The organism is Streptomyces sp. NPDC086989 (genome assembly GCF_044745505.1).
Taxonomy (GTDB): Bacteria; Actinomycetota; Actinomycetes; order Streptomycetales; family Streptomycetaceae; genus Streptomyces.
This window is the reverse complement of the sequence record NZ_JBIVAL010000006.1, coordinates 386,956-410,836: the sequence shown is the minus strand read 5'-3', so window position 1 is coordinate 410,836 and position 23,881 is coordinate 386,956. Positions and strand designations below refer to the sequence as shown.

Sequence of the window (23,881 nt, the reverse complement as noted above, 5' to 3'; positions counted from 1 at the left end):
GCGGTCGGCGCGGCATGGCGGCCCTCCCCACGTTCCCCGCACGAGGCAGTCCGCCCGGCGCGGCGCAGCTCAGCCCGGCCGGCGCGGTCGGGCGTCGGGTGGCACGGTCAGGGGCCGGCTGGCGCGGCCGGGCGCCGCAGGATCAGCTGGCGCAGGCTGGCCCGACCGGCAGGGTCCGGCGCGGTAGGCCACCCCACACGGCAGTTCTGACGGGCACGGCCCGGCACGGTAGATCGCCCGGGCGCGCCCAGCGCCGCCCCACCGGCACGGCCCGCCGAGGTAGACCGCCCGGCGCAGCCCGACCGGCACCGTCCGGCGGTAGACCGCCCGGCGCAGCCCCACCGGCGCGGTTCGGCGCGGTAGACCGCCCCGCGCGGCCCGGCGCGGTGGGCCGCCCGGTAGCTGGCGTGGCGCGGTGCCGTCGGTCCGGCGCCGCGGGCTGCGCGGCGGGCCGCTCTCGGCCCCGTACCCCGGGCAGGGGAAGCGCGGCGCGGCGCGGAGCGGGACGGTCCGCCGCGGCGGCGTCGCGGCCGGGCTAGGGGGTGCGGTCCGGGGCGGAACCGGTGCCCGCCGCCGCCGGCTCCGGGGCCTCCTTGAAGTCGACCCGGCCCATGTGCCGGCTCATCGACTTCATCAGACCCCACACCGCCAGGGCGAGGGCCGCGAACACGATGAAGCCCAGGACTCCGGGCGTCACCTTGTTCTTGTCGAAGGTGTCACCCGCGAGCGGAAGGAGCTCGGTCAGTGCTGCGTGTGTAGCGCTCATGGCTACGCATTCTCCCGGATGCCCTCGAAGAGGTCGGACTCGGGGAGGGACGTGTCCACGAGCGACTTCGCGAGCTCGTACTCCTCCGTGGGCCAGACCTCCTTCTGGATCTCCATCGGTACGCGGAACCAGCCGCCGTCCGGGTCGATCTGCGTGGCGTGCGCGATGAGCGCCTTGTCACGGATCTCGAAGAAGTCGGCGCACGGCACGTGCGTGGTCAGCGTCCGCTCGCTCCGCTCGAACTCCTTCCAGCGCTCCAGCCACTCCCCGTACGGGGACTCCATGCCACGCGAGAGCAGCGCCTCGTGCAGGGCGACGGTGCGCGGCTTGTTGAAGCCCTGGTTGTAGTAGAGCTTCTGCGGCTGGTACGCCGGGCCGAACTCGGCCTCCGGGTACTTCTCGGTGTCGGCGGCCCCGTCGAACGCCACCATCGAGATCTTGTGGGTCATGATGTGGTCGGGGTGCGGGTAGCCGCCGTTCTCGTCGTACGTGGTGATGACCTGCGGCCGGAAGGCGCGGATCTTCTTCACCAGGCGGCCGGCCGCCTCGTCCACGTCCTCCAGGGCGAAGCAGCCCTCCGGCAGCGGGGGCAGCGGGTCGCCCTCCGGCAGGCCGGAGTCGACGTAGCCGAGCCACTCCTGCTCGATGCCGAGGATCTGGCGCGCCTCGTCCATCTCCTTGGCGCGGACCTCGTGGATGTTCTCCTCGATGTACTTGTCACCCTGGAGCTTGGGGTTGAGGATCGAGCCGCGCTCTCCCCCCGTGCAGGTCACCACCAGCACGGGAACCCCCTCGGACACGTACTTGGCCATGGTGGCCGCGCCCTTGCTCGACTCGTCGTCGGGGTGGGCATGGACGGCCATCAGTCGAAGCTGCTCGGTCAAGACAGGATCCTCTTTGAGTCGTCAGGGCGTACGCCTCCTATAGTGACCGAATCGGGGGGTGGAAAATTCCGGGGCTGCCCCCGGGATTGTGGACTCCGGCCCTCCGAAAGGAACGATCAATGAGCGCGGTGCGCGAGGGGCTCCCCGAGGGCCGGTACGGCCGGTCCGCGGACGAGCGTGCGGACCGGAAACTCAAGATCGTCGGGTCGGTGCTGGGCGTCGGCCTGCTGGGCCTGGTCGGCTGGATCGGCTGGGACTACGTGGCCGGTCAGACCGTCAGCGCCGAGGTGATCAAGTTCCAGGTGGTCTCGGCCTCCGAGGTGAAGGTGCACCTGGAGGTGCGCAAGGACGCCGGGGTCACCGGGGTGTGCACCCTGAGCTCCCAGAACGAGGACCACGCCGAGGTCGGCCGTGCCGACTTCACCTTCGCACAGAAGGGCACGCGCGTGGACGAGATGCTGTCGCTGAAGACCACCGGCCGCGCCACGATGATCGAACTGGTGGGCTGCCGGGCGGCGGGCACCACGCCCGCGCAAAACTGATCTCTTTCCTGCTCACCGGCCCAATGACACACTTCATACACATGGTGTCCTCCCCCTTTTCTTCCCGAATTGTTAGGCTCGTGGTTTCGCCCGCCGCTGGCGGCTTTGTAGTCCCCTGTACCGACGAGGAGCACCCGTGACCCAGACGAGCGAGAGCGTCACCTGGCTGACCCAGGCGGCGTACGACCAGCTGAAGGCCGAGCTGGACTACCTCTCTGGTCCCGCACGCACGGAGATCGCCACCAAGATCGCCGCCGCCCGCGAGGAGGGCGACCTGCGAGAGAACGGCGGTTACCACGCGGCCAAGGAGGAGCAGGGCAAGCAGGAGCTCCGCGTCCGCCAGCTGACGCAGCTCCTGGAGAACGCCAAGGTCGGCACCGCGCCCGCCTCCGACGGCGAGGTCGCGCCCGGCACGGTCGTCACGATCGCCTTCGACGGCGACGAGGACGACACGATGTCGTTCCTGCTCGCCTCGCGCGAGTACGCGTCCTCGGACTTCGAGACCTACTCCCCGCAGTCGCCGCTGGGCACCGGTGTGATGGGCAAGAAGATCGGCGAGGACGCCGAGTACGAGCTGCCGAACGGCAAGAAGGCCTCGGTCAGGATCCTCGACGTCAAGCCCTTCACCGGCTGACCACCCCGGTCCGCCAGGACATCGCGAAGGCCCCCGCCGGATCCCTCCGGCGGGGGCCTTCGCGTGCACGCGCACGCCGCCGCTAGACCGTCGCCGAGCGGTATTTACGGACGGAGAGGGTCCGGAAGACCACGACGATCAGCACGGACCACAGGAGCGACGCGAGCTCCGGATGCTGCATGGGCCAGGCCGCGGGGGCCTCGTACCCCGGCGGGAGGTTGCCGAACAGCTCACGGGCCGCCTGGACGGTGGCGCTGAAGGGGTTCCACTCCGCGAGGGTCCGCAGGAACGTCGGCATGTTGTCGGAGGGGACGAAGGCGTTCGAGATGAACGTCAGCGGGAAGAGCCAGATCAGCCCGCCCGAGGTGGCCGCCTCCGGGGTGCGCACCGACAGGCCGATCAGTGCGCCGATCCAGGAGAAGGCGTAGCCGAGCAGGAGCAGCAGGGCGAAGCCGGCGAGCACCTCGGCGGCGCTCGTGTGGGTGCGCCAGCCGACCAGCAGGGCGACCGCGGCCAGGATGACCAGGGTGAGGCTGGTCTGGACGAGGTCGGCGAGGGTGCGGCCGGTCAGGACCGCGCCGCGGGCCATCGGCAGTGAGCGGAAGCGGTCGATCAGGCCCTTGTGCATGTCGTCCGCGATGCCCGCGCCGGCGCCGGCCGTGGCGAAGGTGACGGTCTGGGCGAAGATGCCGGCCATCAGGAACTCGCGGTAGGCGGCGGGCGAGGTGTTGCCGTCGACGCTGATCGAGCCGCCGAAGACATAGCTGAAGAGCACGACGAACATGACCGGCTGGATGATCCCGAAAATAATCATTTCGGGGATCCGCGACATCCTGATCAGGTTCCGCTTGGCGATGACCAGCGAGTCGTTGACGCCCTGGACGACGCCGCCGCGCGGGCGGGGCGCCGCGAGCTGCGGGGTCGGGGAGGGGGTGGTCACTTCGCCGCCTCCTTCGACGCCGGCGCCGATCCGGATTCCGCTTGGGATTCCGCTTCCGATTCCGATGCCTGATCGGGTGCCTGAGCCGGCGCCTGGGCCTCGGCCGGCGCCTGAGCCTCGGCCGGCGCCTGGGCCTCGGCGGGTGCCTGGGCCCGGGCCGGCGCCTGGGCCTTGCGTCCGCGGCGGGGCTTGCCGGCCTCCGTGCCGGTCTCGCCGCGCTCCTCCTCGGCCAGGGCGGCCGCGTGGCCGGTGAGGGAGATGAACACGTCGTCGAGGGTCGGCCGGCGCAGGCCGATGTCGTCGATCTCGATGCCGCGCGAGTCGAGCTCGCGGATGACCTCGGCGAGCAGCTTGGCGCCTCCGGTGACCGGGACGGTCAGCTTGCGGATGTGCTCCTCGACGGTGGTCTCCCCCTTGCCGAAGCCCGCGAGCACGGCGCGGGCCCCGGCCATGTGGTCGCGCTCGTGGACCACGACCTCGACGCGCTCCCCGCCGGTCCGGGCCTTGAGCTCGTCGGAGGTACCGCGGGCGATGACCTTGCCGTGGTCGACCACGCAGATGTCGTGCGCGAGGTGATCGGCCTCCTCCAGGTACTGGGTGGTGAGCAGCAGGGTGGTGCCGCCGGCCACGAGTTCCTGGATGACGTCCCAGAGCTGCTGGCGGTTGCGCGGGTCGAGGCCGGTGGTCGGCTCGTCCATGAACATCACGGGCGGCCGGACGACGAGTGCGGCCGCGAGGTCCAGGCGCCGGCGCATGCCGCCCGAGTAGGTCTTCGCGGTGCGGTCGGCGGCGTCGGCGAGGTTGAACCGCTCCAGCAGTTCGCCGGCCCGGGCCTTCGCCGCCTTGCCGGACATCTGGTACAGCCGGCCGACCATCTGGAGGTTCTCGCGGCCGGTCAGGTATTCGTCGACGGCGGCGAACTGGCCGGACAGGCCGATCGCGCGGCGGACTTCGTTGGGGTGTCTGAGGACGTCGATCCCGGCGACGACGGCCTTGCCGCTGTCGGGCCGCAGGAGGGTGGTCAGGACGCGCACGGTCGTGGTCTTGCCTGCGCCGTTGGGGCCGAGGAGGCCCAGCACGGTGCCTTCGGGGACATCGAGGTCCACGCCGTCCAGTGCCCGTACCTCGCCGAAGGTCTTGACCAGGCCTTCGGCGTAGATGGCGCCTGGCATAGGGGTTCTCCCTGGGGGAAGCGGGCCGGCTGACCGGACTTTCCTAGGCAAAGCTTATGGGCGCCGGGCGGACGTCGCCCGGTCACCCGATCGGCCGAACGGGGCGGGCCGGGCCGGGGGCGGGGCGGACGGCCGCACCGCCCGGGCGCGCGTCAGCCCGCGCCGAGGTAGGTGACGTTCACGGTGAGCAGGCTCTCGCCCGACTTGAGGGTCGCCGCGGTCGATTGCTTCGTGCTGCCGATGAGCAGCACCCAGTCCGTCTTCTCGTAGCTCTGGGGGGCCGTCTCCCGCCAGCCGAGGTGCTGGAGCTGCTCGCCGAACCGCGGCAGGGCCCAGTCCGCCTGCTGCGTGCTCAGGACCGCGGTCCAGTCGACCAGGCTGGCGTTCTTCGTGCCCTTCGTGTCGCCCGAGCCCTTGCCCTTCTCGGGGTCCAGGCCCGCGGCGCGCAGCGACGATCTGACCTCCTCGTCCACGGCGTCCCGGCTCAGTGGGGCTCCGGTCGCCTTGGCCGTGGGCTTCGCGGAGGGTTTGGCGGGCTGCGACTGGGCGGAGCCGGCCTTGGGCGCCGACGAACCGGAGCCGTCGGCGGACGAGCAGCCCGCGAGGACCAGGGCCGCCGACGCGGCCAGAGTGATGACTGCCGCCGTCTGCGGCCTGACGCGAATGTGCACGGAGAGACTCCCACCCCATGTGAATGTGGCCGGGAGTCTCACACACCCGGCCGGTTTCCGCACACCCGTATCACCGTTTCCGCACACGTGGTCCTCCGGCGGAGGGGACGAACGTGGACGAGAGCTAACTCATCACCAGCTAACTCATCACCGTGTAACCGGCCGCGTGCAGCGACCGCGCGACCTCGGCGCAGTGCTCCGGTCCCTTCGTCTCCAGGCGCAGCTCCACCTCCACCTCCGTGAGCCCCAGCCGCGGGTCGGTCCGTACGTGGCTCACGTCCAGCACGTTCGCGTCCACTGCCGACAGCACCCCCAGGAGTCCGGCCAGCGCCCCCGGCCGGTCGGCCACGCGCAGCCGCAGCGAGAGGTAGCGGCCCGCCGCCGCCATGCCGTGCCGCAGGATCCGCTGGAGCAGCAGCGGGTCGACGTTGCCGCCGGACAGCACCGCCACCACCGGGCCGCCGCCCCCGTACAGCTCGGGCCGGCTCAGCAGGGCGGCCACGGGGCTGCACCCGGCCGGCTCGACGACCAGCTTGGCGCGCTCCAGGCAGAGCAGCAGGGCGCTGGAGAGGGCGTCCTCCGAGACGGTGCGGACGCCGTCGAGCAGCTCCGCGATGATGCGGAAGGGGACGTCGCCGGGCCGGCCCACCTTGATGCCGTCGGCCATCGTGGCCGGCTCGTCGATCGAGACGGGATGCCCGACCCGCAGCGAGGGCGGGTAGGCGGCGGCGCCCTCCGCCTGGACGCCGATCACCTTGACGTCGGGCCGCAGCGCCTTCACCGCGACCGCGATGCCCGCCGCGAGGCCGCCGCCTCCGATGCCGACGAGGATCGTCCTGACCTCCGGGCACTGCTCCAGGATCTCCAGGCCGACCGTGCCCTGGCCGGCGATGACGTCCCGGTGGTCGAACGGGTGGATGAACACCGCCCCGGTGCGGTCCGCGTAGTCCTGGGCCGCGGCCAGGGTCTCGTCGACGACCTGCCCGTACAGGCGGACCTCGGCCCCGTACTCCCGGGTCGCCGCCACCTTCGGCAGCGGCGCCCCGACCGGCATGAACACGGTCGAGCGGACGCCGAGGAGCGAGGAGGCCAGGGCGACGCCCTGCGCGTGGTTGCCGGCGCTGGCCGCGACTACGCCGGCGGCCCGCTGCTCGGGGCGCAGGCCGGAGATGCGCACGTAGGCGCCGCGGAGCTTGAAGGAGCCGGTCCGCTGGAGGTTCTCGCACTTGAAGTGCACCGGGGAGCCGGTGAGGGCGGAGAGGTGCCGGCTGTTCTCCATCGGCGTGACCCGGGCGACGCCCGAGAGCATCTTCTGGGCCCCCCGGACGTCGTCGAGGATGACCTGCGGGACGGGCACGGGCACGCGGTAGTTCATGCCGCCAGTCTCGCAGCCCTCGCGGACCGCGCCAGAGGGGCCCACAGGGGGCGAAATCCCGCCATCCGGGACGGCCCCGGGGACTCGCTCCGCACGGCCCGTATCAGTTCTCGTACGACGCGTACGGGGCGCCCGACGGCCGCGTACTCTGTCCCCCATCCTTGTCGGCCCCACGCGAAGAGAGCTCACGGCCATGCCTTCCACCCCGGCCAATTCCGACCTGCCCACGGCGGCCGAGGCGCCCGCCGAAGCCGGTCTCCTCGACTCGCTCCAGCACCAGGTGGCCGTCTTCGCCCGGCGTGCCGAGCAGACCCGCCTGGGCGGGGTCGGCCAGGCGCGCAACTCGATGGACCGCGCCGCGTACCTGCTGCTGAACCGGCTCGACCTGGAAGGCCCGATGGGCGTCAAGGCGCTCGCCTGCGGCATGGGCATCGACTCCTCGACCGTCACCCGCCAGGTCGCGCCGCTCGTCGACGGCGGCCTGGTCAAGCGGACCTCGCACCCGGAGGACGGGCGGGCCGTGGTCCTCGCGCTCTCCCCGAGCGGCCTCGCCCGGCTGGAGGAGGTCCGCTCCTCGCGGCGCGAGCTGATGGCCCGCGTGACCGACGGCTGGACCGAGGACGAACGCGTGTCCTTCACCTCGCTGCTGACCCGCTTCAACGGCTCGCTGTCGGAGCTCATGGGCGCCGCCTCCGAGGCCGGTCCCGCCTCCTGACGTCCCGGGTGAGCCGGGGCCGTCCGACCTCTTGACCGGGGCGGTCCCGCTGCCCGCACTATGAGGCCTGTGGACGACCACGGGCGGCGCGACTACGCGGAGTTCGAAGCCTTCGTCGCGGGCGCGGCGGGGCGGCTCCTGCACGTCGCCGTCCTGCTGACGGCCGAGCCGGAGGACGAGCCCGTCGCCGCCCGCCGGCTGCTCTCCGGCGCGCTGGCCCGTACGTACGCCGACTGGCGCCGGGTGCGCGGCGACGACCCGTACGACCACACCCGCCAGGAGCTGTGCGCCGCCTTCGCCCGCACCGGCCGGCACCACCACGGCGGTACGGGGCTCCTCGCACGGCTGGGCCCGCTGGAACGGCTCGTCCTGGTCCTGCGCGTGTACGAGGGCGTCGCGGAGGAGGTCACGGCCGCCCAGCTGGGCCTGCCGGTCGACCGGGTCCGGGCGCTGTGCACCAGGGCCGTGTCCGCGCTGCGCTCCCGGGAGGCCGCGTGAGCGCCGCCGACCGCAAGGAGGACCGGGTCAGGCGACTGCTGGAGGGCCCCCACCCGGTGGTCCCGGCCGGGCTCGCGGCGAGCGCCGCGGCCCGCGGGGGCCGGCTGCTGCGCCGCCGCCGGGCCCTGCGCCGCGTCGGCTGGACACTGCTGTGCGCGGCGGCGGTTGCCTTCGCGGTGTGGGCCTGGCTGGTCCGCCCGTGGGAGGTGCCGCCGAGCGGTGTCTCCCCGCCCCTGGAGGGCTGGTAGTCACCGCCCGGCGGCCGTTGCTCCCGTGCGTGGGCGCTGCTAGCCGAGGGCCTGGGTCAGGTCCGCGATCAGGTCGTCGGCGTTCTCGATGCCGACCGAGACGCGGATCAGGTCCGCCGGGACCTCCAGGGCCGAGCCGGCCACCGAGGCGTGGGTCATGCGGCCCGGGTGCTCGATGAGGGACTCGACGCCGCCGAGCGACTCGGCCAGCGTGAAGATCCGGGTGCGGGCGCAGACCGCGACGGCCTCCTCCTCGCCGCCGGTGACCTGGAAGGAGATCATGCCGCCGAAGTTGCGCATCTGCTTGGCGGCGACCTCGTGGCCCGGGTGCTCGGGCAGGCCCGGGTAGAGGACCTTGTGCACCTTGGGGTGGCGGGTCAGCATGTCGGCGACCTTCGTCGCGTTCTCCGCGTGCCGGTCCATGCGGACGGCCAGCGTCTTGATGCCGCGCAGCACGATCCACGAGTCGAAGGGGCCGGCCACGGCGCCCATCGCGTTCTGGTGGTAGGCCAGTTCCTCGCCCAGCGCCGCGTCGGCGGTCACCAGCGCGCCGCCGACGACGTCGGAGTGGCCGCCCATGTACTTGGTCAGCGAGTGCACGACCACGTCCGCGCCGAGCGCGAGGGGCTGCTGGAGGTAGGGGGAGGCAAAGGTGTTGTCCACGACCAGCTTGGCGCCGGCCGAACGCGCGATGTCGGCGACGACGGCGATGTCGGTGATGCCGAGCAGCGGGTTGGACGGGGTCTCGACCCAGATGACCTTCGTCTTCGGGGTCAGTGCGGCCCGGACCGACTCCGGGTCGGAGGTGTCGGCCACCGACCACTCCACGCCCCAGCGGGAGACGACCTTGGCGAAGAGGCGGAAGGTGCCGCCGTACGCGTCGTTCGGGATGACCACGTGGTCGCCCGGGGCGAGGAGCGTGCGCAGCAGGCAGTCCTCCGCGGCGAGCCCGGACGCGAAGGCGAGGCCGCGCCGGCCGCCCTCCAGCGCCGCGAGGTTCTCCTCCAGCGCGGTGCGGGTCGGGTTCGCGCTGCGGCTGTACTCGTAACCGCCGCGCAGTCCGCCGACGCCGTCCTGCTTGTACGTGGACACCTGGTAGATCGGGGGCACGACCGCGCCGGTCTGCGGGTCCGCCTTGTTGCCCGCGTGGATCGCGCGGGTCTCGAAGCTCTGGTGCTCGTGGCTGTCGTCGCTCATGGGCAGAGCCTAAGCCCCGGCCGCCGACGCGCCCACCGCACACCCGCCGGTCCGGCATTGGCCTTTGCGCGGGTGCGTCTGGTTCGCTGGGGGGCATGGAGATTCTGTGGTTCCTGCTCGCGATGGGCCTGCTCGTGGCCGCTTTCAGCCCGTACATACGGCGCCGGCGGGGCGGCGGCGTACGCCTGGTCGCGCCGGGCAGCCCCGACGCGGCCGACCCGGAGAACTACGGATTCGCCCGCCAGGAACACCTCGACCTCCGCGTCCCGGGCCCGGACCAGGACCTGATGGACGCCCTGGAGGCCGTGCAGCGCACCGGCCGGTGGCAGGCCGCGTCCCAGCTGCTGGCCGGCACCCCCAAGGAGGGCGAGCTGCGCTGGCAGCGCGTCCAGGCCTTCGGCGGGGCCGCGGCCCTGGAGCTGGTGGCCGAGCCCGGGGTCGGCGCGCGGTGGCTGAAGGCCTGGCGGCTGGAGGCCGAGAAGGACGCGGGCGGCGCGCAGGTGCACGCCGAACTGCTGGTGCAGCAGGCGTGGCGGCATTCGGGCGGCGTGGGCTCGACGGACCACCGGATCATCCTGGAGGAGGCCCGGGACGCGTGCCGCAAGTCGGCGCTGCTGGCGCCGCGCGACCCCGTCCCGTACATCACGGAGCTGGCGGTCGCTCGGGGGCTCGGGTACGCGGAGGCGGAGTTCGACGCGCTCTGGGCGAAGGTGATCGACGTGGCGCCGGCGCACATGGGCGCGCACCTGGCCGCGCTGCACTACTGGTGCGAGAAGTGGCACGGCTCGCGGGAGAAGGCGGACGCCTTCGCCCACGCGGCGGCGGCCCGCGCCCCGCAGGGCTCGCTGCTGGCCGCGCTGCCGCTGTTCGCGGTGTACGAGCACGTGCCGGAGGTCGTGCTGACGAACTTCTGGCAGGGCGCGGTGGTGACCCGGGCGGTGGAGGGCGCGCTGTACGCGGTGCACACCGCGCGCCCGGACGACCCGATGCTCGCGCACGTACGGCACATGCTGCTGTGGTGCCTGGTGCCGATGGAGCGCTGGGCGGAGGCCATGGAGCAGGTCCGCCACATCGACGGCTGCGTCGGCGCCCTGCCGTGGTCGGCCTCCCCGGACCCGGCGGCGCAGTACGCGGTGTACCGCGCGCTGGCGGTGGCGGGCTACGAGGCCAACGGCGGCTCCCCGGCAACGCTGCCGCACTGACCCGCCGGACCTGCGGGAACGGCGCCGGGAACGGACATAGGAGGACGCACCCGCGCACCCCGCCCCGAGGGCCGGAGCCGGGTGCACCCCTGCCGTCGTCAGACCCGTCCACCCCGCATAAGGTGCGCGTAAACATCGCACCGTCTCCCGGGGGGACCCGTCCTACATGGGCGCTTCACTGCGCGCGCTGCGCGCCCTCGTCCTGCTCGCAGGCTTCTACCTGCTCGGCTTCATCCTGCTGGCCGTGCTCGCCGCCGCCGACTGGGCCACCGTCACCTGGCTGCACGGCGGTGTCGCCGGCAAGATCCTCATCGTCTCGGTGGTCCTCGCCGTCCCGATCGTGCGCGGCATGTTCATGCTCCGCACACCCAAGGGCGACCCACTGCCCGGCGTCCCCGTCACGGAGCAGCAGGAACCCGTCCTGTGGCAGACGGTCCGCGACATCGCCGCCCAGGTCGGCACCCGCGCCCCCGACGAGATCCTGCTGATCGACGAGGTCAACGCGGCCGTCAGCGAGGACGCCCGGCTGCTCGGCCTGCTGCCCGGCACCCGCCGCCTCTACCTCGGCCTGCCCCTGATGACCGGCCTGGACGAGATGCAGCTGCGCGCCGTCCTCGCCCACGAGATGGGCCACTACGCCAACCTCGACACCCGCCTCACCCCGCTGATCGCCCGCGGCCGCGCCCAGCTGATCCGCACCATCGGGCACTTCCACGAACGCGCCGACAGCAAGGTCGCCAAGGAGCGCGCCCGGCAGGAGAAGGCCGCCGAGAAGCGGCTCGCGAAGGGCAAGAAGGCCAAGGAGGTCGACACCTCCGGCCAGGGCGCCATGTACCGGGCCATGGCGAAGATCTACACGGCGTACGGGCACTTCTACATGCGCGCCACCCTCGCCGGCAGCCGCCGCCAGGAACTCGCCGCCGACCTCGCCTCGGTCCGCGTCGCCGGCCGGGACTCGGCCGCCTCCGCGCTGCGCGAGCTCAACGCCCTCGGCCCCGCACACGGCTTCTACATGGACTCCTACGCCACCCTCGGCGTCGGCGCCGGCCTGCTACCGCTCCCCGGCCAGGTCTACGGCGGCCTGCGCCAGCTCCTCGACGCCCGTTCGGAGGAGCTGGAGGACCTGCGCCGGGAGCTGTCCACCGAGCCGGCGTCCCCGTACGACTCCCACCCCGCCCTCGCCGAACGCGTGGCCCGCATCGAGGCCCTGCCGGACGACGGCCGCGGCGGCCAGGCCGCCCGCCCCTCGCTGCAGCTGCTCGCCTCGCCCGAGGCCGCGCTGGCCGCGCTGGAGCAGGCGGTCCTGACCCCGCAGGCACTGGCCCTGACCCGGCTGGACTGGGCGGACCTCGTCCACGAGAGCATGACCCGGTACGTCGCCCAGGGCGCGCAGGAGTTCCACGAGGCCCTCGCCGCCGAAGGCGCGGGCCCCGGCCTCGGCCCCCTGCTCGACGCGATCGACGCGGACCCGGCCGTGCTCTGGCGGATCGGCGACCGCCTCCCGAAGTCCGACGAGGCCGCCGCCGCCACCGGCCGCACCGCCCGCGAGTTCGCCCGCCCGGTGCTGCGCCGTGCCGTGAACCAGCTCGCCGGCATCGAGCTGACCGGGCAGGGCCGGGCCCGCTGGGAGCTGTCCTGGAGCGACTCGGCCGCGCTCCGCTACCCCCACGAGGCGTTCGCCGAGGAACTGGCCGGCGCCCTGGACGCGGCCGTCGCCGACCGCCCCGACACCGAACCGCTGCGAAAGCTGGTGCTCGCCCCGTGACCGACAAGCTGATCTTCGTCCTCGTAGCGCTGGTCATCGGCGGTGCGTACCAGTACTTCACCGGCCGGACCGGGAGGAAGAAGGCCCCCGCCGCCCCCGCCCCGGCCGGCGCACCCGACCGCGAGGAGGCCGCCAAGGCCGAGAAGAAGGCCCGCGAGGCGGCCGCGGTCGTCGCGCTCGGCTTCGTCGCGGAGGAGGACCTCGACACCGAGAACGCACAGCCCGTACCGGCCGGGCGGACCGCCGCCACGGCCGCCGTCGCCGCCGGTGACTGGGAGGCGGGCGCCGCGTACGTGGCGGAGGCCGGCAGCGACTGGGAGGAGCGCTGGCAGCGCGTGCAGGCCCTCTCCGAGGTCGCCGCGCAGGACGACGCCTGGCTGCTGGCCTGGCAGGCGGCCCGCCCGGCGGATCCCACCGCGGCGCTGGTCGAGGCGGACACCGCGGTGCAGGTGGCCTGGAACGTCCGCGGCAGCCAGGCCGGCAGCCGGACCACCCAGGAACAGTTCCGGCTCTTCCACGAGCTGCTGCTCAAGGCGCGCACGGCGGCGCAGGAGGCCCAGCGCCTCGCCGACCCGGCCGACCCGGTCCCGTACGTGGTGGAGCTGCCCATCGGCTACGGCCTCGGCTACCCCCACGAGCAGTACGAGAAGCTCTGGTCGGAGGTGGTGGCGCGGGATCCGAAGCACCTGTCGGCGCACACCTCGGCCCAGCAGTACTGGTCGGCCAAGTGGCGCGGTTCGCACGAGCTGGCCATGGACTTCGCCCGCCGGGCGGCGGCCGGCGGCGCCCCGGGCGAGCTGCTGTCGCTGCTCCCGCTGATCGCGTTCGTGGAGCAGGAGAGCTGGGACGAGGACCTGCGCCCGGAGACGTTCTTCAGGGAGCCGGAGGTCGTCGCCGCCGTCGACGCCGCGCTCGCGGACCTGGCCGCGGCCGACCCGGCCGACCGGCGGGCGGTGCGCCTGCGGCACATCCTGGCGTGGCTGCTGTTCTGGCAGGAGCGGGACGCCGAGGCGGTGGAGCAGTTCCGCCTGATCGACGGGCACATCGGCGCCCTGCCCTGGATCTACGCGGGCTCCCCGCGGGGCCGGTACCTGCACGCCCGGAACTGGGCCGTCCGGGTCACCGAGCTGGAGTCCTGAGCGCCGCGCGGGCAGGACGCGAAAAATGACGCTCCGGTGACGTCACGGGCGGGGGCGGGCACGGGGGAATCCCGGCCCGCCCCCGCCCGTTACACGAGAACCACAAGGAGGGAATCCATGTTCTCGTACCGCCGCACCCCCGAGCTCCCCACCCGCGAGGAGGCCCTGGCCGGCCGCGCGGAGCCGCTCTTCGGCCTGCCCGAGAAGCACACCGTGCTCGGCAACCCGCTGGCCGGCCCCTACCCGGCGCACCTGGAGGTGGCCGACTTCGGCCTGGGCTGCTTCTGGGGCGCGGAGCGCAAGTTCTGGCAGACCCCGGGGGTGTGGACCACGCTGGCCGGCTACCAGGGCGGCTACACCGAGAACCCGACGTACGAAGAGGTCTGCTCGGGCCTGACCGGTCACACCGAGGTCGTCCGCGTGGTCTTCGACCCGGCGCAGGTCTCGTACGCCGAGCTCCTGAAGCTGTTCTGGGAGTCCCACGACCCCACCCAGGGGTTCCGCCAGGGCAACGACGTCGGCACCCAGTACCGCTCGGCGGTGTACACCCACTCCGAGGCCCAGCAGGCGCAGGCCGAGGCCTCCCGCTCGGCGTACCAGCAGGTCCTCACGTCCGCGGGCCACGGCGACATCACGACGGCGGTCCTCCCGGCCGCGGAACGCCCCTTCTGGCCGGCGGAGGCGTACCACCAGCAATACCTCGACAAGAACCCGGACGGATACTGCGGCATCGGCGGGACGGGCGTCTCCTGCCCGATCGGCGTGGCCAGGGCCGACGGCTGAGCCACCCCGGGCCCCGGCGCCGCCCCTCACCCCTGTGGGCGGCGGCGCCGGGGCCGTTCGCGGCGGGTCAGATCGTGGACGCGTCGATGACGAAGCGGTAGCGGACGTCGCTGGCGAGGACGCGTTCGTAGGCGTCGTTGATCTCGTCGGCGCGGATCAGCTCGATCTCCGAGCCCAGTCCGTGCTCGGCGCAGAAGTCCAGCATCTCCTGGGTCTCCGCGATCCCGCCGATCATCGAGCCGGCCAGCGTCCTGCGGCCGGTGATGACCGAGAAGAGGTTCACCTCGACCGGCTCCTCCGGGGCCCCGACGTTCACCAGTGCGCCGTCGACCTTCAGCAGGCCGAGGTACGCGTCCAGGCCCAGCGGGGCCGACACCGTCGAGATGACCAGGTCGAAGCTGCCCGCCAGCTTCTCGAACGTGCTCTCGTCGCTCGTGGCGTAGTAGTGCGAGGCGCCGAGCCGCAGGCCGTCCTCCTGCTTGCGCAGGGACTGCGAGAGGACGGTGACCTCGGCGCCGAGGGCGGCCGCGATCTTCACCCCCATGTGGCCGAGACCGCCGAGACCGACGATCGCGACCTTCTTGCCGGGGCCCGCCTGCCAGTGCCTGAGCGGCGAGTAGAGGGTGATCCCGGCGCACAGCAGCGGCGCGGCGACGTCGAGGGGCAGGCCCTCGGGGATGCGGACGGTGTAGCCCTCGTCGACGACGAGGTGCGTGGAGTAGCCGCCGTACGTGGGCTCGCCCTGCTTGTCGCGGGCGTTGTACGTGCCGGTCATGCCCTGGACGCAGTACTGCTCCTGCCCGCGCAGGCAGTACTCGCACGTGCGGCAGGAGTCGACGAAGCAGCCGACGCCGACGTGGTCGCCGACGGAGAACTTCGTGACGCCCGGCCCGACTTCGGCGACGACACCGGCGATCTCGTGCCCCGGGACCATGGGGTAGATGCCCTCGCCCCAGCCGTCGCGGACCTGGTGGATGTCGGAGTGGCAGATGCCGGAGTACTTGATCTCGATGAGGACGTCGTGCTCGCCGACGGGGCGGCGCGGGACGGTGGTGCGCTCCAGCGGCGCCTTGGCGGCGGGAGCTGCGTAGGCGGCGACCTGGGTGACGGACATGGGTGAAGGCTCCTCGAAACACTGCTGAAGATCCGCTGACGATCTGCGGTGCACTCCACGATGCCGTGCCGGGCGCGCGGCACCCAGACCACTGCTCTGCCTAGGACCGGCGGTCCTACCCCTGACGGGGTCAGGCACAGCGCCGTGCCGGGCCGCCCCGCCCGGCGATACTGGCGTCATGGACCAGCTCGATCAGCGTGCCGAACTCGGCGAGTTCCTGCGTTCCCGCCGTGCGCGGCTGCGCCCCGCGGACGTGGGCCTGCCGGACCACGGGCGCCACCGGCGCGTTCCCGGGCTGCGCCGCGAAGAGCTGGCGCAGCTGGCGGGTGTCTCGGTGGCGTACTACACGCGGCTCGAACAGGGGCACGGTCAGAACGTGTCGGCGGAGGTGCTCGACGCGATCGCGCGGGCGCTGCGTCTGGACGGTACGGAGACGGCCCACCTGACGCACCTGGCCAGCCCCCGGCTGCGCAGGAAGCGCCGGCAGCCCCACCGGCAGGAGCCGGTCCGCCCCGAGCTGCGGACGCTGCTGGACGCGATGGACGGGGTGCCGGCGTACCTGATGGGGCGGCGGCAGGACGTCATCGGGTGGAACCGGCTGGCCGCTGCGGTGTTCGGGGACTTCGGGGCGCTGCCGCCGCAGGAGCGGAACCTGGTGCGGATGGTGTTCCTGGACCCGGCGGCGGCCGAGCTCTACGACGAGTGGGACTGCCTGGCCTGCCGGGTCGTGAGCAGTCTGCGCATGTACGCGGGCGAGCACCCGGACGACGAGCAGCTGTCGGCGCTGGTCGGCGAACTGTCGGTGAAGAACGAGGAGTTCCGCCGGCTGTGGGCGGCGCACACGCTGGCGGACAACAAGACGCACGGGGTGAAGCGGCTGCGGCACCCGCTGGTCGGCGAACTGTCGCTGTCCTTCGAGACTCTGGTGCTGCCGGGCGACTCGGCGCAGGTCCTGGTCACCTACCACGCGGCGCCGGGTTCCCCGTCCGAGGACGCCCTGCGCATGCTGTCGTCCTGGTCGGCTCCCGCCGGGGAGGCGGGGGCCCGCAATGCGCCGCAGGGGCCGCGGGACCGGCAGGGCCCGCGCGACCCCGCCGCTACAGCGTGAGCTGGAAGTACCCCGTGCCGCGCTCCCGGCGGTAGCCGAGGGCCTCGTTCACCGCCAGCATCGGCGTGTTCTCGTCGGCCACGGTCGTGCCGACCGTGCGCAGGGACGGGTGGCGGGCGGCCGCCTCGGCGAGCATGCGGAGCTTCACCGCGCGGCCGAGCCCGCGGCCCCGGTGCGCGGGGACGACCACCGTGTCGTACTGGAGGGCGCGCGGGCCCTGCGGGTCCGGGAGGACCAGTTCCGTGTACGCCGCCACCTCGCCGCCGGGGGTGACCGCGGCGACCGTGGTCAGGTCGCCCCCGCGGTCCAGGACCAGTTGCTGCGCCGCGTGCAGGCGCTGCGCGGTCCAGGACTCGGTGCGCTCGTCGAGTTCGCCGGTCGGTGCGTCCTCCATCGCGGCGTGGGCGCGGGCCGCCGCCGGCGCCCAGGCGTCGGGTACGAGGCCGGGCCAGCACAGCATGTCGTAGCCCGCCGGGACTTCGGGCCGGGGCGGGGCGGCAGCCACTGCGTACCGGGCGGCTCGGACGTCCTGGACGTACCAGGCCATCGGCAGGACGTTCTCGAAGCCCAGGGAGCGGGCGAAGGCCTCGCCCGGGCCGCCGAGGTCCACGAGGGCGGAGACCGAGGTGCGGCCCTCGGAGAGCAGCTCCTCGCGGACCCCCTGCCACAGGGCCGTGCCGAGACCGCGCCGGCGCGCGTCGGGGCGTACCGCCAGCACGTCGAGGAAGGCGGTGTGGCGGTTGGCCTCGTCGGTGAACAGCAGGAGGCCCGCGACGCCTTCGTCCGCCGCCCACAGTGCGGCGCGGCCGCGGGCCGGTGCCACGCGCAGCCGTCCGAGGACCTCCGTCCGGGACGGGGGCGGCAGCTGCGGCAGGTCGACCGCGTGGGCGGCGGTCAGGACCGCGAGCCAGGCTTCCGCCTCGACGGCCGAAGGGGGCGTGGTCAGTGCGCGAATCGTCATGATCACGGACCCTAGCCGGGGTCCGCGCCCCGCACACGTGGGTTTCACGACGGATGGCGGGGAGCCCTCCAGGGGCTCCCCGCCATCCGTCGTGCCGTCGTCGGGCCTGGTCAGGAAGCCGTGCCGGCCTTCCAGTCCGCCCAGCTCATGTTCCAGCCGTTGAGGCCGTTGTCCGGCTTGATGGTCTTGTCCGGCGAGTTGACCACCGTGACGACGTCGCCGATGAGCGAGTTGTCGTAGAACCAGGCCGCGGGCTGGTTGGGGTCGTTGGCACCCTGGGCGTCGTTCAGACCGACGCAGCCGTGGCTGGTGTTCTCACTGCCGAAGATCGAGTCCGATCCCCAGTAGTTGCCGTGGATGAAGGTGCCCGACTGGGACAGCCGCATGGCGTGCGGCACGTCCTTGATGTCGTACTCGCCCTTGCCCTCGCTGTTCTTGAAGCCCACGGTGGAGCCGTCCATCCGGGTCTCCTTGAACTTCTCGGAGATCACCATCTGGCCGTTGTACGTCGGGTTCGCCGGGGAGCCCGCGGAGATCGGGATGGTCTTGAGGACCGCGCCGTCACGGGTGACGGTCATCTTCTTCGTCTTCGCGTCGACCGTGGAGACCTGGCTGCGGCCGATCTTGAAGGTGGCCGTCCGGTTCTGCACGCCCTGGACGCCGGGGGCGCCCTGCACGCCTTCGAGGGCGAGCTTCAGCGTGACGGTGGAGCCCGCCTGCCAGTACTGCTCGGGGCGGAAGTCCAGGCGCTGCGGGCTGAACCAGTGCCCGACGACCTCCTGGCCGCTGCTGGAGGTGACGCTGATCGCCGCCTGGACGGCCTTCATGTCCTTGATCGGCTTGTTGAAGGTGATCGAGACCGGCATGCCCACGCCGACGGTCTGGCCGTCGTCCGGTATGAACGAACCGACGAAGCTGTTCTCCGGGGAGACGGTGGTGAACGAGGTGTTCTCGTGCGCCTCCTTGCCGTTCGCGTCCTTGGCGGTCGCCGACAGCGCGTACTTCGTGGAGCGCTTCAGCGCGGCGTCCGGCTTCCAGCTCTTGCCGTCGGCGGCTATCTTGCCGGCCACGGCCGCGCCCTCGGAGGTCTTCAGCTCGACCGCGGTGAGCGTGCCGTCGCTGACGGCGACGTTCGTCGCGTCGTTCAGGCCGACGTTGGTCGCCCCGTCCTTCGGCGTGATCGTTATCTTGGCCTTGGAGGTGTCCTTGGCCGCGGCCGCGTCCACGTCCGACTGCGACTTGCTGCTCGAGTCCCCGCCGCCCTTGGGCTTGTCGTCGCCACCGCCGCACGCCGAGAGAACCAGCACGCCACCGAGCACGGCGGATATGGCCACCAGGGACCTTCTCCGACGCTTCCTGTCCGTCCTCACACGCCACTCCATCGTTGCCGAACCCCCGGGCTCCCCCCCGGCCCGCAGCCGGGTGGTGCCCCGATCGGGGCAGGGGGACATGCCCCCTGCCTCCCACCAGTCAACGCGTTGCGGGCCCGGATCGGTTCCACATTCCGTTTGAATGTGTGCAACCCCACGGTCAGGCGTTGTCGGTCGTCTCTTCCTCGTAGTCCCCATCTTCCTCGCCCAGGTCCCACTCCATGGACTCGGGGTCGTATTCGACGGGCTCGCTGCTCCAGGAGGCCTGCGCCAGCTCCACGCCGGGAATGTCCACGACCAGGTCGGTGGGGTCGACGAGGTAGGCGAGCGCTTCCGATTCGTCCTCCCGCACGGCCGACTCGGCGTGGCCGCGCTCCTCGTCCGGCATGAACTCGTCGGCCTCGATGTGCGCGAGTGCGGCCCCGGTGAGCGCCTCGGGGTCAGGCACCTCCAGCACCAAATCCACCCGAAGCCGTACGTACCGTGATGTGTCAGAAGGGTTCATACGACGGAGACTAAGCCCGGGGAAGCCCCGACTTTCCCGCGACCCGCCCTTGTCCGTAGCATCACCGCACACGGCCAATTCGCTGCGTCCGCAAGGGGGATCGCACCGTGTCCGCACGTCGACCGCTGCTCACCGCTCTCGGAGCGACCACCCTCCTCGCCGCCCTCTGGTTCGTCCCCTCGGCCAACGCCACCGCACCGGGGTCCTCGGGGTCCGGTTCCACGGCGTCCGGTTCCGCTTCGGCCGACGCGCCGGAGTCCGCGAACGCGGCCGGGCCCGGATCGGTCACCGGCCTGGAGGAGGACCCCGCCGACGGCGCGGCCGCCGGGCCGCAGAGCGCCGGCCAGGTCACCCTCGGGCTCGCCGACACCGGCGGCATCGACACCACCCCGTACCTGCTGGGCGGCACGCTCTGCCTCGGCCTCGGGGCCGGTTTCGTCACGTACTCCGTACACCGCTCACGCGCTTAGCAGAGCGCGCAGGGCGCCCGTACACGCCCGCGCACGCCGAAGGGCCGCCCCCGGGAGACTTCCCGGAGGCGGCCCTTCACGGCGTCACCAGACCTTCAGGCCCGTCAGGCCCGTCAGGCGAGCGGACCCGTCACCGACTCCACTGCGGCGACGAGGCCACCGGCGCGGACGAACGCGTCGGCCGCGGCCAGGTCGGGGGCGAGGAAACGATCCGGCCCGGGACCCTCCACACCGGCCGCCCGCGTCGCGGCGATGGCCGCCAGGCTGGCCGGGGCCGCGGTGAGCCCGTGGCGCAGCTCGATGGCCCGGGTGGCCGCGTACAGCTCGATCGCGATGATCCGGGTCAGGTTGTCGATGGCGGTACGGAGCTTGCGCGCGGCCGACCAGCCCATCGAGACGTGGTCCTCCTGCATGGCGGAGGACGGGATCGAGTCGGCGGAGGCGGGGACGGCCAGCCGCTTCATCTCGCTGACCAGGGCGGCCTGCGTGTACTGGGCGATCATCAGACCGGAGTCGACACCGGCGTCGTCCGCCAGGAACGGCGGCAGGCCGTGCGAGCGGTTCTTGTCGAGCAGCCGGTCGGTGCGGCGCTCGGCGATGGAGCCGAGGTCCGCGGCCGCGATGGCCAGGAAGTCCAGGACGTACGCGACGGGCGCGCCGTGGAAGTTGCCGTTCGACTCCACGCGGCCGTCGGGCAGCACCACCGGGTTGTCGACGGCGGAGGCCAGCTCGCGCGAGGCCACCAGCGCGGCGTGCGCCATGGTGTCGCGGCCGGCGCCGGCGACCTGCGGGGCGCAGCGCACGGAGTACGCGTCCTGCACGCGCGGGGCGGACTCCTCCTGGAAGTGCCGGACCAGCCCGGAGCCCTTGAGGACGGCGGCCATGTTCGCGGCGGAGGCGCCCTGGCCCGGGTGCGGGCGGATGGCGTGCAGCTCGGGCGCGAGCACCTTCTCGGTGCCGAGCAGCGCCTCAAGGGTCAGCGCGGCGGTGATGTCGGCGGACTTGTACAGCTTGTCGAGGTCGGCGAGGGCCATGACCAGCATGCCGAGCATGCCGTCGGTGCCGTTGAGGAGGGCCAGGCCCTCCTTCTCCTTCAGCTCGACCGGCTTGATCCCGGCCTCGGCGAGGAGCTCCCCGGCGGGGCGCACGACCCCGTCCGGACCCTCGGCGTCGCCTTCGCCCATCAGGGTGAGCGCGCAGTGCGAGAGCGGTGCGAGGTCACCCGAGCAGCCGAGCGAGCCGTACTCGTGGACGACGGGCGTGATGCCCGCGTTGAGCACGTCGGCCATCGTCTGCGCGACGGACGGCCGGACGCCGGTGTGCCCGGAGGCCACGGTCTTCAGGCGCAGGAACATCAGGGCGCGCACGACCTCCCGCTCGACGCGCGGGCCCATGCCGGCGGCGTGCGAGCGGACGATGTTGCGCTGGAGCTGGGCGCGCAGCTCGGGGCTGATGTGACGGGAGGCGAGGGCGCCGAAGCCGGTGGACACCCCGTAGACGGGTTCGGGCTTGGCGGCGAGGGCGTCGACGATCTCGCGGGCACGGGCGAGGGCGTCGAGCGCCTCGCCGGACAGCTCGATCCGCGCGTTGCCGCGGGCGACGGCGATGACGTCCTCGGCGGTGGTCCCGGACGTCCCCACCACGACAGTGTGCATATCCATATTCAGCAGCCTACGGACTGAATCGCTTCATGTCACTAGCAAGTTTCACAAGGGCCCCTTACGCCGCTGCGCACACCACGGCCTTCCTTCACGTCGCCCGGCCCCGGAAACGGCGGCGCTCACCGGCCGCCTCCTGCTGGGCGGCATCGGCCATCCGGACCACGCCGGTGTCCCGGCCCGCGACGACCGGCTTCGCCGAGCGCGCCGCCTTGGCCTTGTACTGGGCGGCGTCGGCCAGCCGGAACAGCCGCCGGGAGGACTTCACCGGCCCGATCGGATCCCCCGTGGACGCCACCCCGCAGGCCACCCCCTCGCCCAGCTCCAGCTCGGCGGCGCGCAGGCACAGCTCCTCCGTCACCCGCACCACCTCGTCGGCCGCGGGCCCCACGCTCACCAGGCAGAACTCGTCACCCCCGAGCCGGGCGGCGAGCGCGCCGGGCAGCATGGCCCCGCACAGGCTGAGCACCGACCCGAACCGCTCCAGCAGCCGGTCCCCCATGGCGTGCCCGAGGGTGTCGTTGACCTTCTTGAGGCCGTTCAGGTCACACACCACCAGGCTGACCACGGCCGCGCTGCGCCGGTGCTCCTCAAGGGCCTCGTCGAGCCGCATGTCGACGGCCCGCCGGTTGGCCAGCCCGGTCAGCGGATCGGTGAACGCGAGCCGCCGCGCCTCTTCGAGCCGCTCGTTCTGCGCGAGGCCGGCCGCGACGACGGCCGCCAGGACGGTGGCGAACTCGGCGTCGTCCTCGTCAAAGCCGGCCAGGCCCTCGTCGCGGGCGACGTAGAGCTCGCCCCAGGCGCGGCCGCTGAGCACGATGGGCGCGACGACGCAGCTCCCGCGGCCGCGGCGGCGCAGCGCCTCGCCGCGCCGGCCGGGGCGGCCGCCGCCGGCGCTCTCCACCCAGGCGTGGGGGCCGCCGCCGCCGACCCACCGCTCGTGCAGGAACTCGGTGATCTCGGGGAAGTCGTGGACGGGATAGGACTCGTCCTCGGGAAACTCCTCCTCCCCGTCCCGTCGCCCGCCCTCGTTGACGAGGACCCGCAGGCGGCCGCGCTCCCGCTCCCAGGCGGAGATCGCGGCGAACGAGCCGTCCATCGCGAGCCGGGCCCCGCGGGCGGCCGCCCGGACGCTGTCCCGCGGTGCGCATGCGGCGGCCATGGCCTGCGCCAGGCCCACGACGGCTCGCAGCCGCCCGTCGACTCCCATCACCCCAGGTTAGGGAGTTTCCCCCCCACCGCCACCGCTCCCCGAACGCCCCGCCCGGCCCCGCAAACACCCGACGGAAACCGGCCCCACGGGACCGGCGGACCGGCGGATCAGCAGCCCGGCGGCCGACGGGGGTGGGGATGGGGGTGGGGTGGGGCCGGGGTCAGTGGCCCGGCCAGTTCGGGCGGCGCTTTTCGTTGAAGGCCGCCACGCCCTCCGCGCGGTCGCCGGAGAACGCCACCGTCCGCCAGGCCGCGTCCTCGATCTCCAGGCCGGCCGTCAGGTCCATCCCGTGGCCCAGGCGCAGGGCGCGCTTCGCCGCCCGCAGGCCCACCGGGGAGTTGGCCGCCATCCGGGCCGCCAGGGCCAGCGCCTCGGCACGGTCCGTGCCCGCCGGCACCACCGAGTCGACCAGGCCCAGCGCCAGCGCCTCCGCCGCCTCGACCCGCCGCGCCGTGAAGATCAGTTCCGCCGCCCGCGCCGCACCCACGCGCCGCGGCAGCAGCTGCGTGCCGCCGCCGCCCGGGATCACGCCCACGGAGACCTCCGGCAGGCCGACGACCGCGGTCTCGTCGGCCACGATGACGTCACACGCCAGCGCCAGCTCGAAGCCGCCGCCCAGCGCGAACCCGTGCACCGCCGCGACCGTCGGCATCGGGAGCTCCAGTACGCCCCCGTACGCGCCCCGCGTGGTCGGCCGCTGCCGCACCAGCTCGGCGTCCGTCAGGGAGTTGCGCTCCTTGAGGTCGGCCCCGACGCAAAACGCCCGCTCCGCCGTCGAGGAGAGCACGACCACCCGTACCGAGGCATCGGCGGCGAGCGCGGCACAGGTGTCACCGATGGCCCGCGCCATCTCCGTCGAGACGGCGTTCATCGCCTTGGGCCGGTCCAGGACCAGCTCCGCGACCCCGTCGTCATGCCGGCGCACAGCCACGAACTCAGACACAGAGACCC

At 73.0% G+C, this 23,881-nt stretch carries 24 protein-coding genes and 1 pseudogene; 11 read left to right on the top strand and 14 right to left on the bottom strand.

The window, feature by feature from the left end; all coding sequences use genetic code 11:
- Positions 1-535: 535 nt before the first annotated feature.
- Together ACIPK4_RS17490 and mca are read right to left on the bottom strand one after the other, a co-directional pair.
- Complete coding sequence (locus ACIPK4_RS17490; protein WP_376199887.1) at positions 536-766, bottom strand: hypothetical protein; 231 nt, start codon at positions 764-766, stop codon at positions 536-538.
- A gap of 2 nt (positions 767-768) precedes the next feature.
- A complete protein-coding gene (gene mca, locus ACIPK4_RS17485; protein ID WP_376199890.1) occupies positions 769-1,650 on the bottom strand; it encodes a mycothiol conjugate amidase Mca in 882 nt (293 codons plus the stop codon).
- Between the two features lie 119 nt (positions 1,651-1,769).
- Here mca and ACIPK4_RS17480 point away from each other — a divergent pair, with 119 nt between their 5' ends.
- On the top strand, positions 1,770-2,192 hold the full coding sequence (locus tag ACIPK4_RS17480; protein ID WP_402313477.1) for a DUF4307 domain-containing protein: 423 nt from the start codon (positions 1,770-1,772) through the stop codon (positions 2,190-2,192).
- Positions 2,193-2,328: 136 nt separating this feature from the next.
- Complete coding sequence (gene greA / locus ACIPK4_RS17475) at positions 2,329-2,826, top strand: transcription elongation factor GreA (RefSeq protein WP_376199894.1); 498 nt, start codon at positions 2,329-2,331, stop codon at positions 2,824-2,826.
- 82 nt (positions 2,827-2,908) lie between these two features.
- Here the strand turns inward: greA and ACIPK4_RS17470 are convergent, their stop codons facing one another.
- From ACIPK4_RS17470 to ilvA, 4 genes and pseudogenes are all read right to left on the bottom strand, one after another.
- Entirely contained in the window at positions 2,909-3,766 is an 858-nt protein-coding gene (locus tag ACIPK4_RS17470) for an ABC transporter permease (protein WP_402313475.1), read from the bottom strand.
- A gap of 161 nt (positions 3,767-3,927) precedes the next feature.
- Positions 3,928-4,938: pseudogene (locus tag ACIPK4_RS17465) on the bottom strand (ATP-binding cassette domain-containing protein); the annotation flags it as partial.
- Positions 4,939-5,090: 152 nt separating this feature from the next.
- Positions 5,091-5,609 carry a hypothetical protein gene (locus ACIPK4_RS17460; protein WP_402313473.1) on the bottom strand — a complete coding sequence of 173 codons (519 nt, stop codon included), beginning with the start codon at positions 5,607-5,609 and terminating at the stop codon, positions 5,091-5,093.
- A 139-nt stretch (positions 5,610-5,748) separates the two neighbouring features.
- The gene (gene ilvA / locus ACIPK4_RS17455) at positions 5,749-6,984 is read right to left on the bottom strand and encodes a threonine ammonia-lyase (RefSeq protein ID WP_402313471.1); all 1,236 of its coding nucleotides are present in this window, start codon (positions 6,982-6,984) and stop codon (positions 5,749-5,751) included.
- Positions 6,985-7,177: 193 nt separating this feature from the next.
- Between ilvA and ACIPK4_RS17450 the strand changes: the two genes are divergently transcribed.
- Genes ACIPK4_RS17450 through ACIPK4_RS17440 form a run of 3 tightly spaced genes read left to right on the top strand, consistent with a single transcriptional unit; the run spans position 7,178 to position 8,445 of the window.
- Positions 7,178-7,699 (top strand): MarR family winged helix-turn-helix transcriptional regulator, encoded by a 522-nt coding sequence (locus ACIPK4_RS17450; protein ID WP_402313469.1) that lies wholly within the window; start codon positions 7,178-7,180, stop codon positions 7,697-7,699.
- A 60-nt stretch (positions 7,700-7,759) separates the two neighbouring features.
- Positions 7,760-8,197, top strand: a complete 438-nt coding sequence (locus ACIPK4_RS17445) for a sigma factor-like helix-turn-helix DNA-binding protein (RefSeq protein ID WP_402313467.1) — start codon at positions 7,760-7,762, stop codon at positions 8,195-8,197.
- Positions 8,194-8,445 carry a hypothetical protein gene (locus ACIPK4_RS17440; RefSeq protein WP_402313465.1) on the top strand — a complete coding sequence of 84 codons (252 nt, stop codon included), beginning with the start codon at positions 8,194-8,196 and terminating at the stop codon, positions 8,443-8,445. The genes ACIPK4_RS17445 and ACIPK4_RS17440 overlap by 4 nt, the downstream gene beginning before the upstream one ends.
- A 39-nt stretch (positions 8,446-8,484) precedes the next feature.
- Here the strand turns inward: ACIPK4_RS17440 and ACIPK4_RS17435 are convergent, their stop codons facing one another.
- The gene (locus ACIPK4_RS17435) at positions 8,485-9,642 is read right to left on the bottom strand and encodes a cystathionine gamma-synthase (RefSeq protein ID WP_402313463.1); all 1,158 of its coding nucleotides are present in this window, start codon (positions 9,640-9,642) and stop codon (positions 8,485-8,487) included.
- Between the two features lie 95 nt (positions 9,643-9,737).
- Between ACIPK4_RS17435 and ACIPK4_RS17430 the strand changes: the two genes are divergently transcribed.
- From ACIPK4_RS17430 to msrA, 4 genes are all read left to right on the top strand, one after another.
- A complete protein-coding gene (locus ACIPK4_RS17430; protein WP_402313461.1) occupies positions 9,738-10,844 on the top strand; it encodes a hypothetical protein in 1,107 nt (368 codons plus the stop codon).
- A gap of 166 nt (positions 10,845-11,010) precedes the next feature.
- Entirely contained in the window at positions 11,011-12,609 is a 1,599-nt protein-coding gene (locus ACIPK4_RS17425; RefSeq protein WP_402313459.1) for a M48 family metalloprotease, read from the top strand.
- Positions 12,606-13,748, top strand: coding sequence for a hypothetical protein (locus ACIPK4_RS17420; RefSeq protein ID WP_402313457.1), 1,143 nt, complete (start codon positions 12,606-12,608; stop codon positions 13,746-13,748). Before ACIPK4_RS17425 ends, ACIPK4_RS17420 begins: the two co-directional genes overlap by 4 nt.
- A gap of 117 nt (positions 13,749-13,865) precedes the next feature.
- Positions 13,866-14,531 carry a peptide-methionine (S)-S-oxide reductase MsrA gene (msrA, locus tag ACIPK4_RS17415; protein WP_402313455.1) on the top strand — a complete coding sequence of 222 codons (666 nt, stop codon included), beginning with the start codon at positions 13,866-13,868 and terminating at the stop codon, positions 14,529-14,531.
- 67 nt (positions 14,532-14,598) lie between these two features.
- On the opposite strand, the gene ACIPK4_RS17410 is transcribed toward msrA, so the two are convergent.
- A complete protein-coding gene (locus tag ACIPK4_RS17410) occupies positions 14,599-15,645 on the bottom strand; it encodes an NAD(P)-dependent alcohol dehydrogenase (protein ID WP_402313453.1) in 1,047 nt (348 codons plus the stop codon).
- Between the two features lie 178 nt (positions 15,646-15,823).
- Here ACIPK4_RS17410 and ACIPK4_RS17405 point away from each other — a divergent pair, with 178 nt between their 5' ends.
- Positions 15,824-16,753 (top strand): helix-turn-helix transcriptional regulator, encoded by a 930-nt coding sequence (locus ACIPK4_RS17405; protein ID WP_402313451.1) that lies wholly within the window; start codon positions 15,824-15,826, stop codon positions 16,751-16,753.
- Here ACIPK4_RS17405 and ACIPK4_RS17400 read toward each other — a convergent pair.
- From ACIPK4_RS17400 to ACIPK4_RS17390, 3 genes are all read right to left on the bottom strand, one after another.
- Entirely contained in the window at positions 16,743-17,714 is a 972-nt protein-coding gene (locus ACIPK4_RS17400; protein ID WP_402313449.1) for a GNAT family N-acetyltransferase, read from the bottom strand. The two genes, ACIPK4_RS17405 and ACIPK4_RS17400, sit on opposite strands and share 11 nt — an antisense overlap.
- Positions 17,715-17,824: 110 nt before the next feature.
- Complete coding sequence (locus tag ACIPK4_RS17395) at positions 17,825-19,096, bottom strand: Ig-like domain-containing protein (RefSeq protein WP_402313448.1); 1,272 nt, start codon at positions 19,094-19,096, stop codon at positions 17,825-17,827.
- Positions 19,097-19,244: 148 nt separating this feature from the next.
- Positions 19,245-19,589, bottom strand: coding sequence for a hypothetical protein (locus tag ACIPK4_RS17390; protein WP_054222674.1), 345 nt, complete (start codon positions 19,587-19,589; stop codon positions 19,245-19,247).
- A 107-nt stretch (positions 19,590-19,696) separates the two neighbouring features.
- On the opposite strand from ACIPK4_RS17390, the gene ACIPK4_RS17385 reads away from it, so the two are divergent.
- Positions 19,697-20,059 carry a hypothetical protein gene (locus ACIPK4_RS17385; protein ID WP_376204196.1) on the top strand — a complete coding sequence of 121 codons (363 nt, stop codon included), beginning with the start codon at positions 19,697-19,699 and terminating at the stop codon, positions 20,057-20,059.
- 113 nt (positions 20,060-20,172) lie between these two features.
- On the opposite strand, the gene hutH is transcribed toward ACIPK4_RS17385, so the two are convergent.
- From hutH to ACIPK4_RS17370, 3 genes are all read right to left on the bottom strand, one after another.
- Positions 20,173-21,714 carry a histidine ammonia-lyase gene (gene hutH, locus ACIPK4_RS17380; RefSeq protein ID WP_402313677.1) on the bottom strand — a complete coding sequence of 514 codons (1,542 nt, stop codon included), beginning with the start codon at positions 21,712-21,714 and terminating at the stop codon, positions 20,173-20,175.
- 94 nt (positions 21,715-21,808) lie between these two features.
- Positions 21,809-22,927, bottom strand: coding sequence for a diguanylate cyclase domain-containing protein (locus tag ACIPK4_RS17375; protein ID WP_402313445.1), 1,119 nt, complete (start codon positions 22,925-22,927; stop codon positions 21,809-21,811).
- A gap of 163 nt (positions 22,928-23,090) precedes the next feature.
- The gene (locus tag ACIPK4_RS17370; RefSeq protein ID WP_402313443.1) at positions 23,091-23,873 is read right to left on the bottom strand and encodes an enoyl-CoA hydratase/isomerase family protein; all 783 of its coding nucleotides are present in this window, start codon (positions 23,871-23,873) and stop codon (positions 23,091-23,093) included.
- Positions 23,874-23,881: the final 8 nt, after the last annotated feature.

Bases quoted from the DNA above. Each gene is read 5' to 3' on its own strand.
- ACIPK4_RS17395 (WP_402313448.1), bottom strand. From the start codon at position 19,096: ATGGAGTGGCGTGTGAGGACGGACAGGAAGCGTCGGAGAAGGTCCCTG.
- msrA (WP_402313455.1), top strand. From the start codon at position 13,866: ATGTTCTCGTACCGCCGCACCCCCGAGCTCCCCACCCGCGAGGAGGCC.
- ACIPK4_RS17480 (WP_402313477.1), top strand. From the start codon at position 1,770: ATGAGCGCGGTGCGCGAGGGGCTCCCCGAGGGCCGGTACGGCCGGTCC.
- ACIPK4_RS17410 (WP_402313453.1), bottom strand. From the start codon at position 15,645: ATGTCCGTCACCCAGGTCGCCGCCTACGCAGCTCCCGCCGCCAAGGCG.
- ACIPK4_RS17445 (WP_402313467.1), top strand. From the start codon at position 7,760: ATGAGGCCTGTGGACGACCACGGGCGGCGCGACTACGCGGAGTTCGAA.
- ACIPK4_RS17425 (WP_402313459.1), top strand. From the start codon at position 11,011: ATGGGCGCTTCACTGCGCGCGCTGCGCGCCCTCGTCCTGCTCGCAGGC.
- ilvA (WP_402313471.1), bottom strand. From the start codon at position 6,984: ATGAACTACCGCGTGCCCGTGCCCGTCCCGCAGGTCATCCTCGACGAC.
- ACIPK4_RS17375 (WP_402313445.1), bottom strand. From the start codon at position 22,927: ATGGGAGTCGACGGGCGGCTGCGAGCCGTCGTGGGCCTGGCGCAGGCC.
- hutH (WP_402313677.1), bottom strand. From the start codon at position 21,714: ATGCACACTGTCGTGGTGGGGACGTCCGGGACCACCGCCGAGGACGTC.
- ACIPK4_RS17430 (WP_402313461.1), top strand. From the start codon at position 9,738: ATGGAGATTCTGTGGTTCCTGCTCGCGATGGGCCTGCTCGTGGCCGCT.
- ACIPK4_RS17400 (WP_402313449.1), bottom strand. From the start codon at position 17,714: ATGACGATTCGCGCACTGACCACGCCCCCTTCGGCCGTCGAGGCGGAA.
- ACIPK4_RS17405 (WP_402313451.1), top strand. From the start codon at position 15,824: ATGGACCAGCTCGATCAGCGTGCCGAACTCGGCGAGTTCCTGCGTTCC.
- ACIPK4_RS17450 (WP_402313469.1), top strand. From the start codon at position 7,178: ATGCCTTCCACCCCGGCCAATTCCGACCTGCCCACGGCGGCCGAGGCG.
- ACIPK4_RS17490 (WP_376199887.1), bottom strand. From the start codon at position 766: ATGAGCGCTACACACGCAGCACTGACCGAGCTCCTTCCGCTCGCGGGT.
- ACIPK4_RS17390 (WP_054222674.1), bottom strand. From the start codon at position 19,589: ATGAACCCTTCTGACACATCACGGTACGTACGGCTTCGGGTGGATTTG.
- ACIPK4_RS17435 (WP_402313463.1), bottom strand. From the start codon at position 9,642: ATGAGCGACGACAGCCACGAGCACCAGAGCTTCGAGACCCGCGCGATC.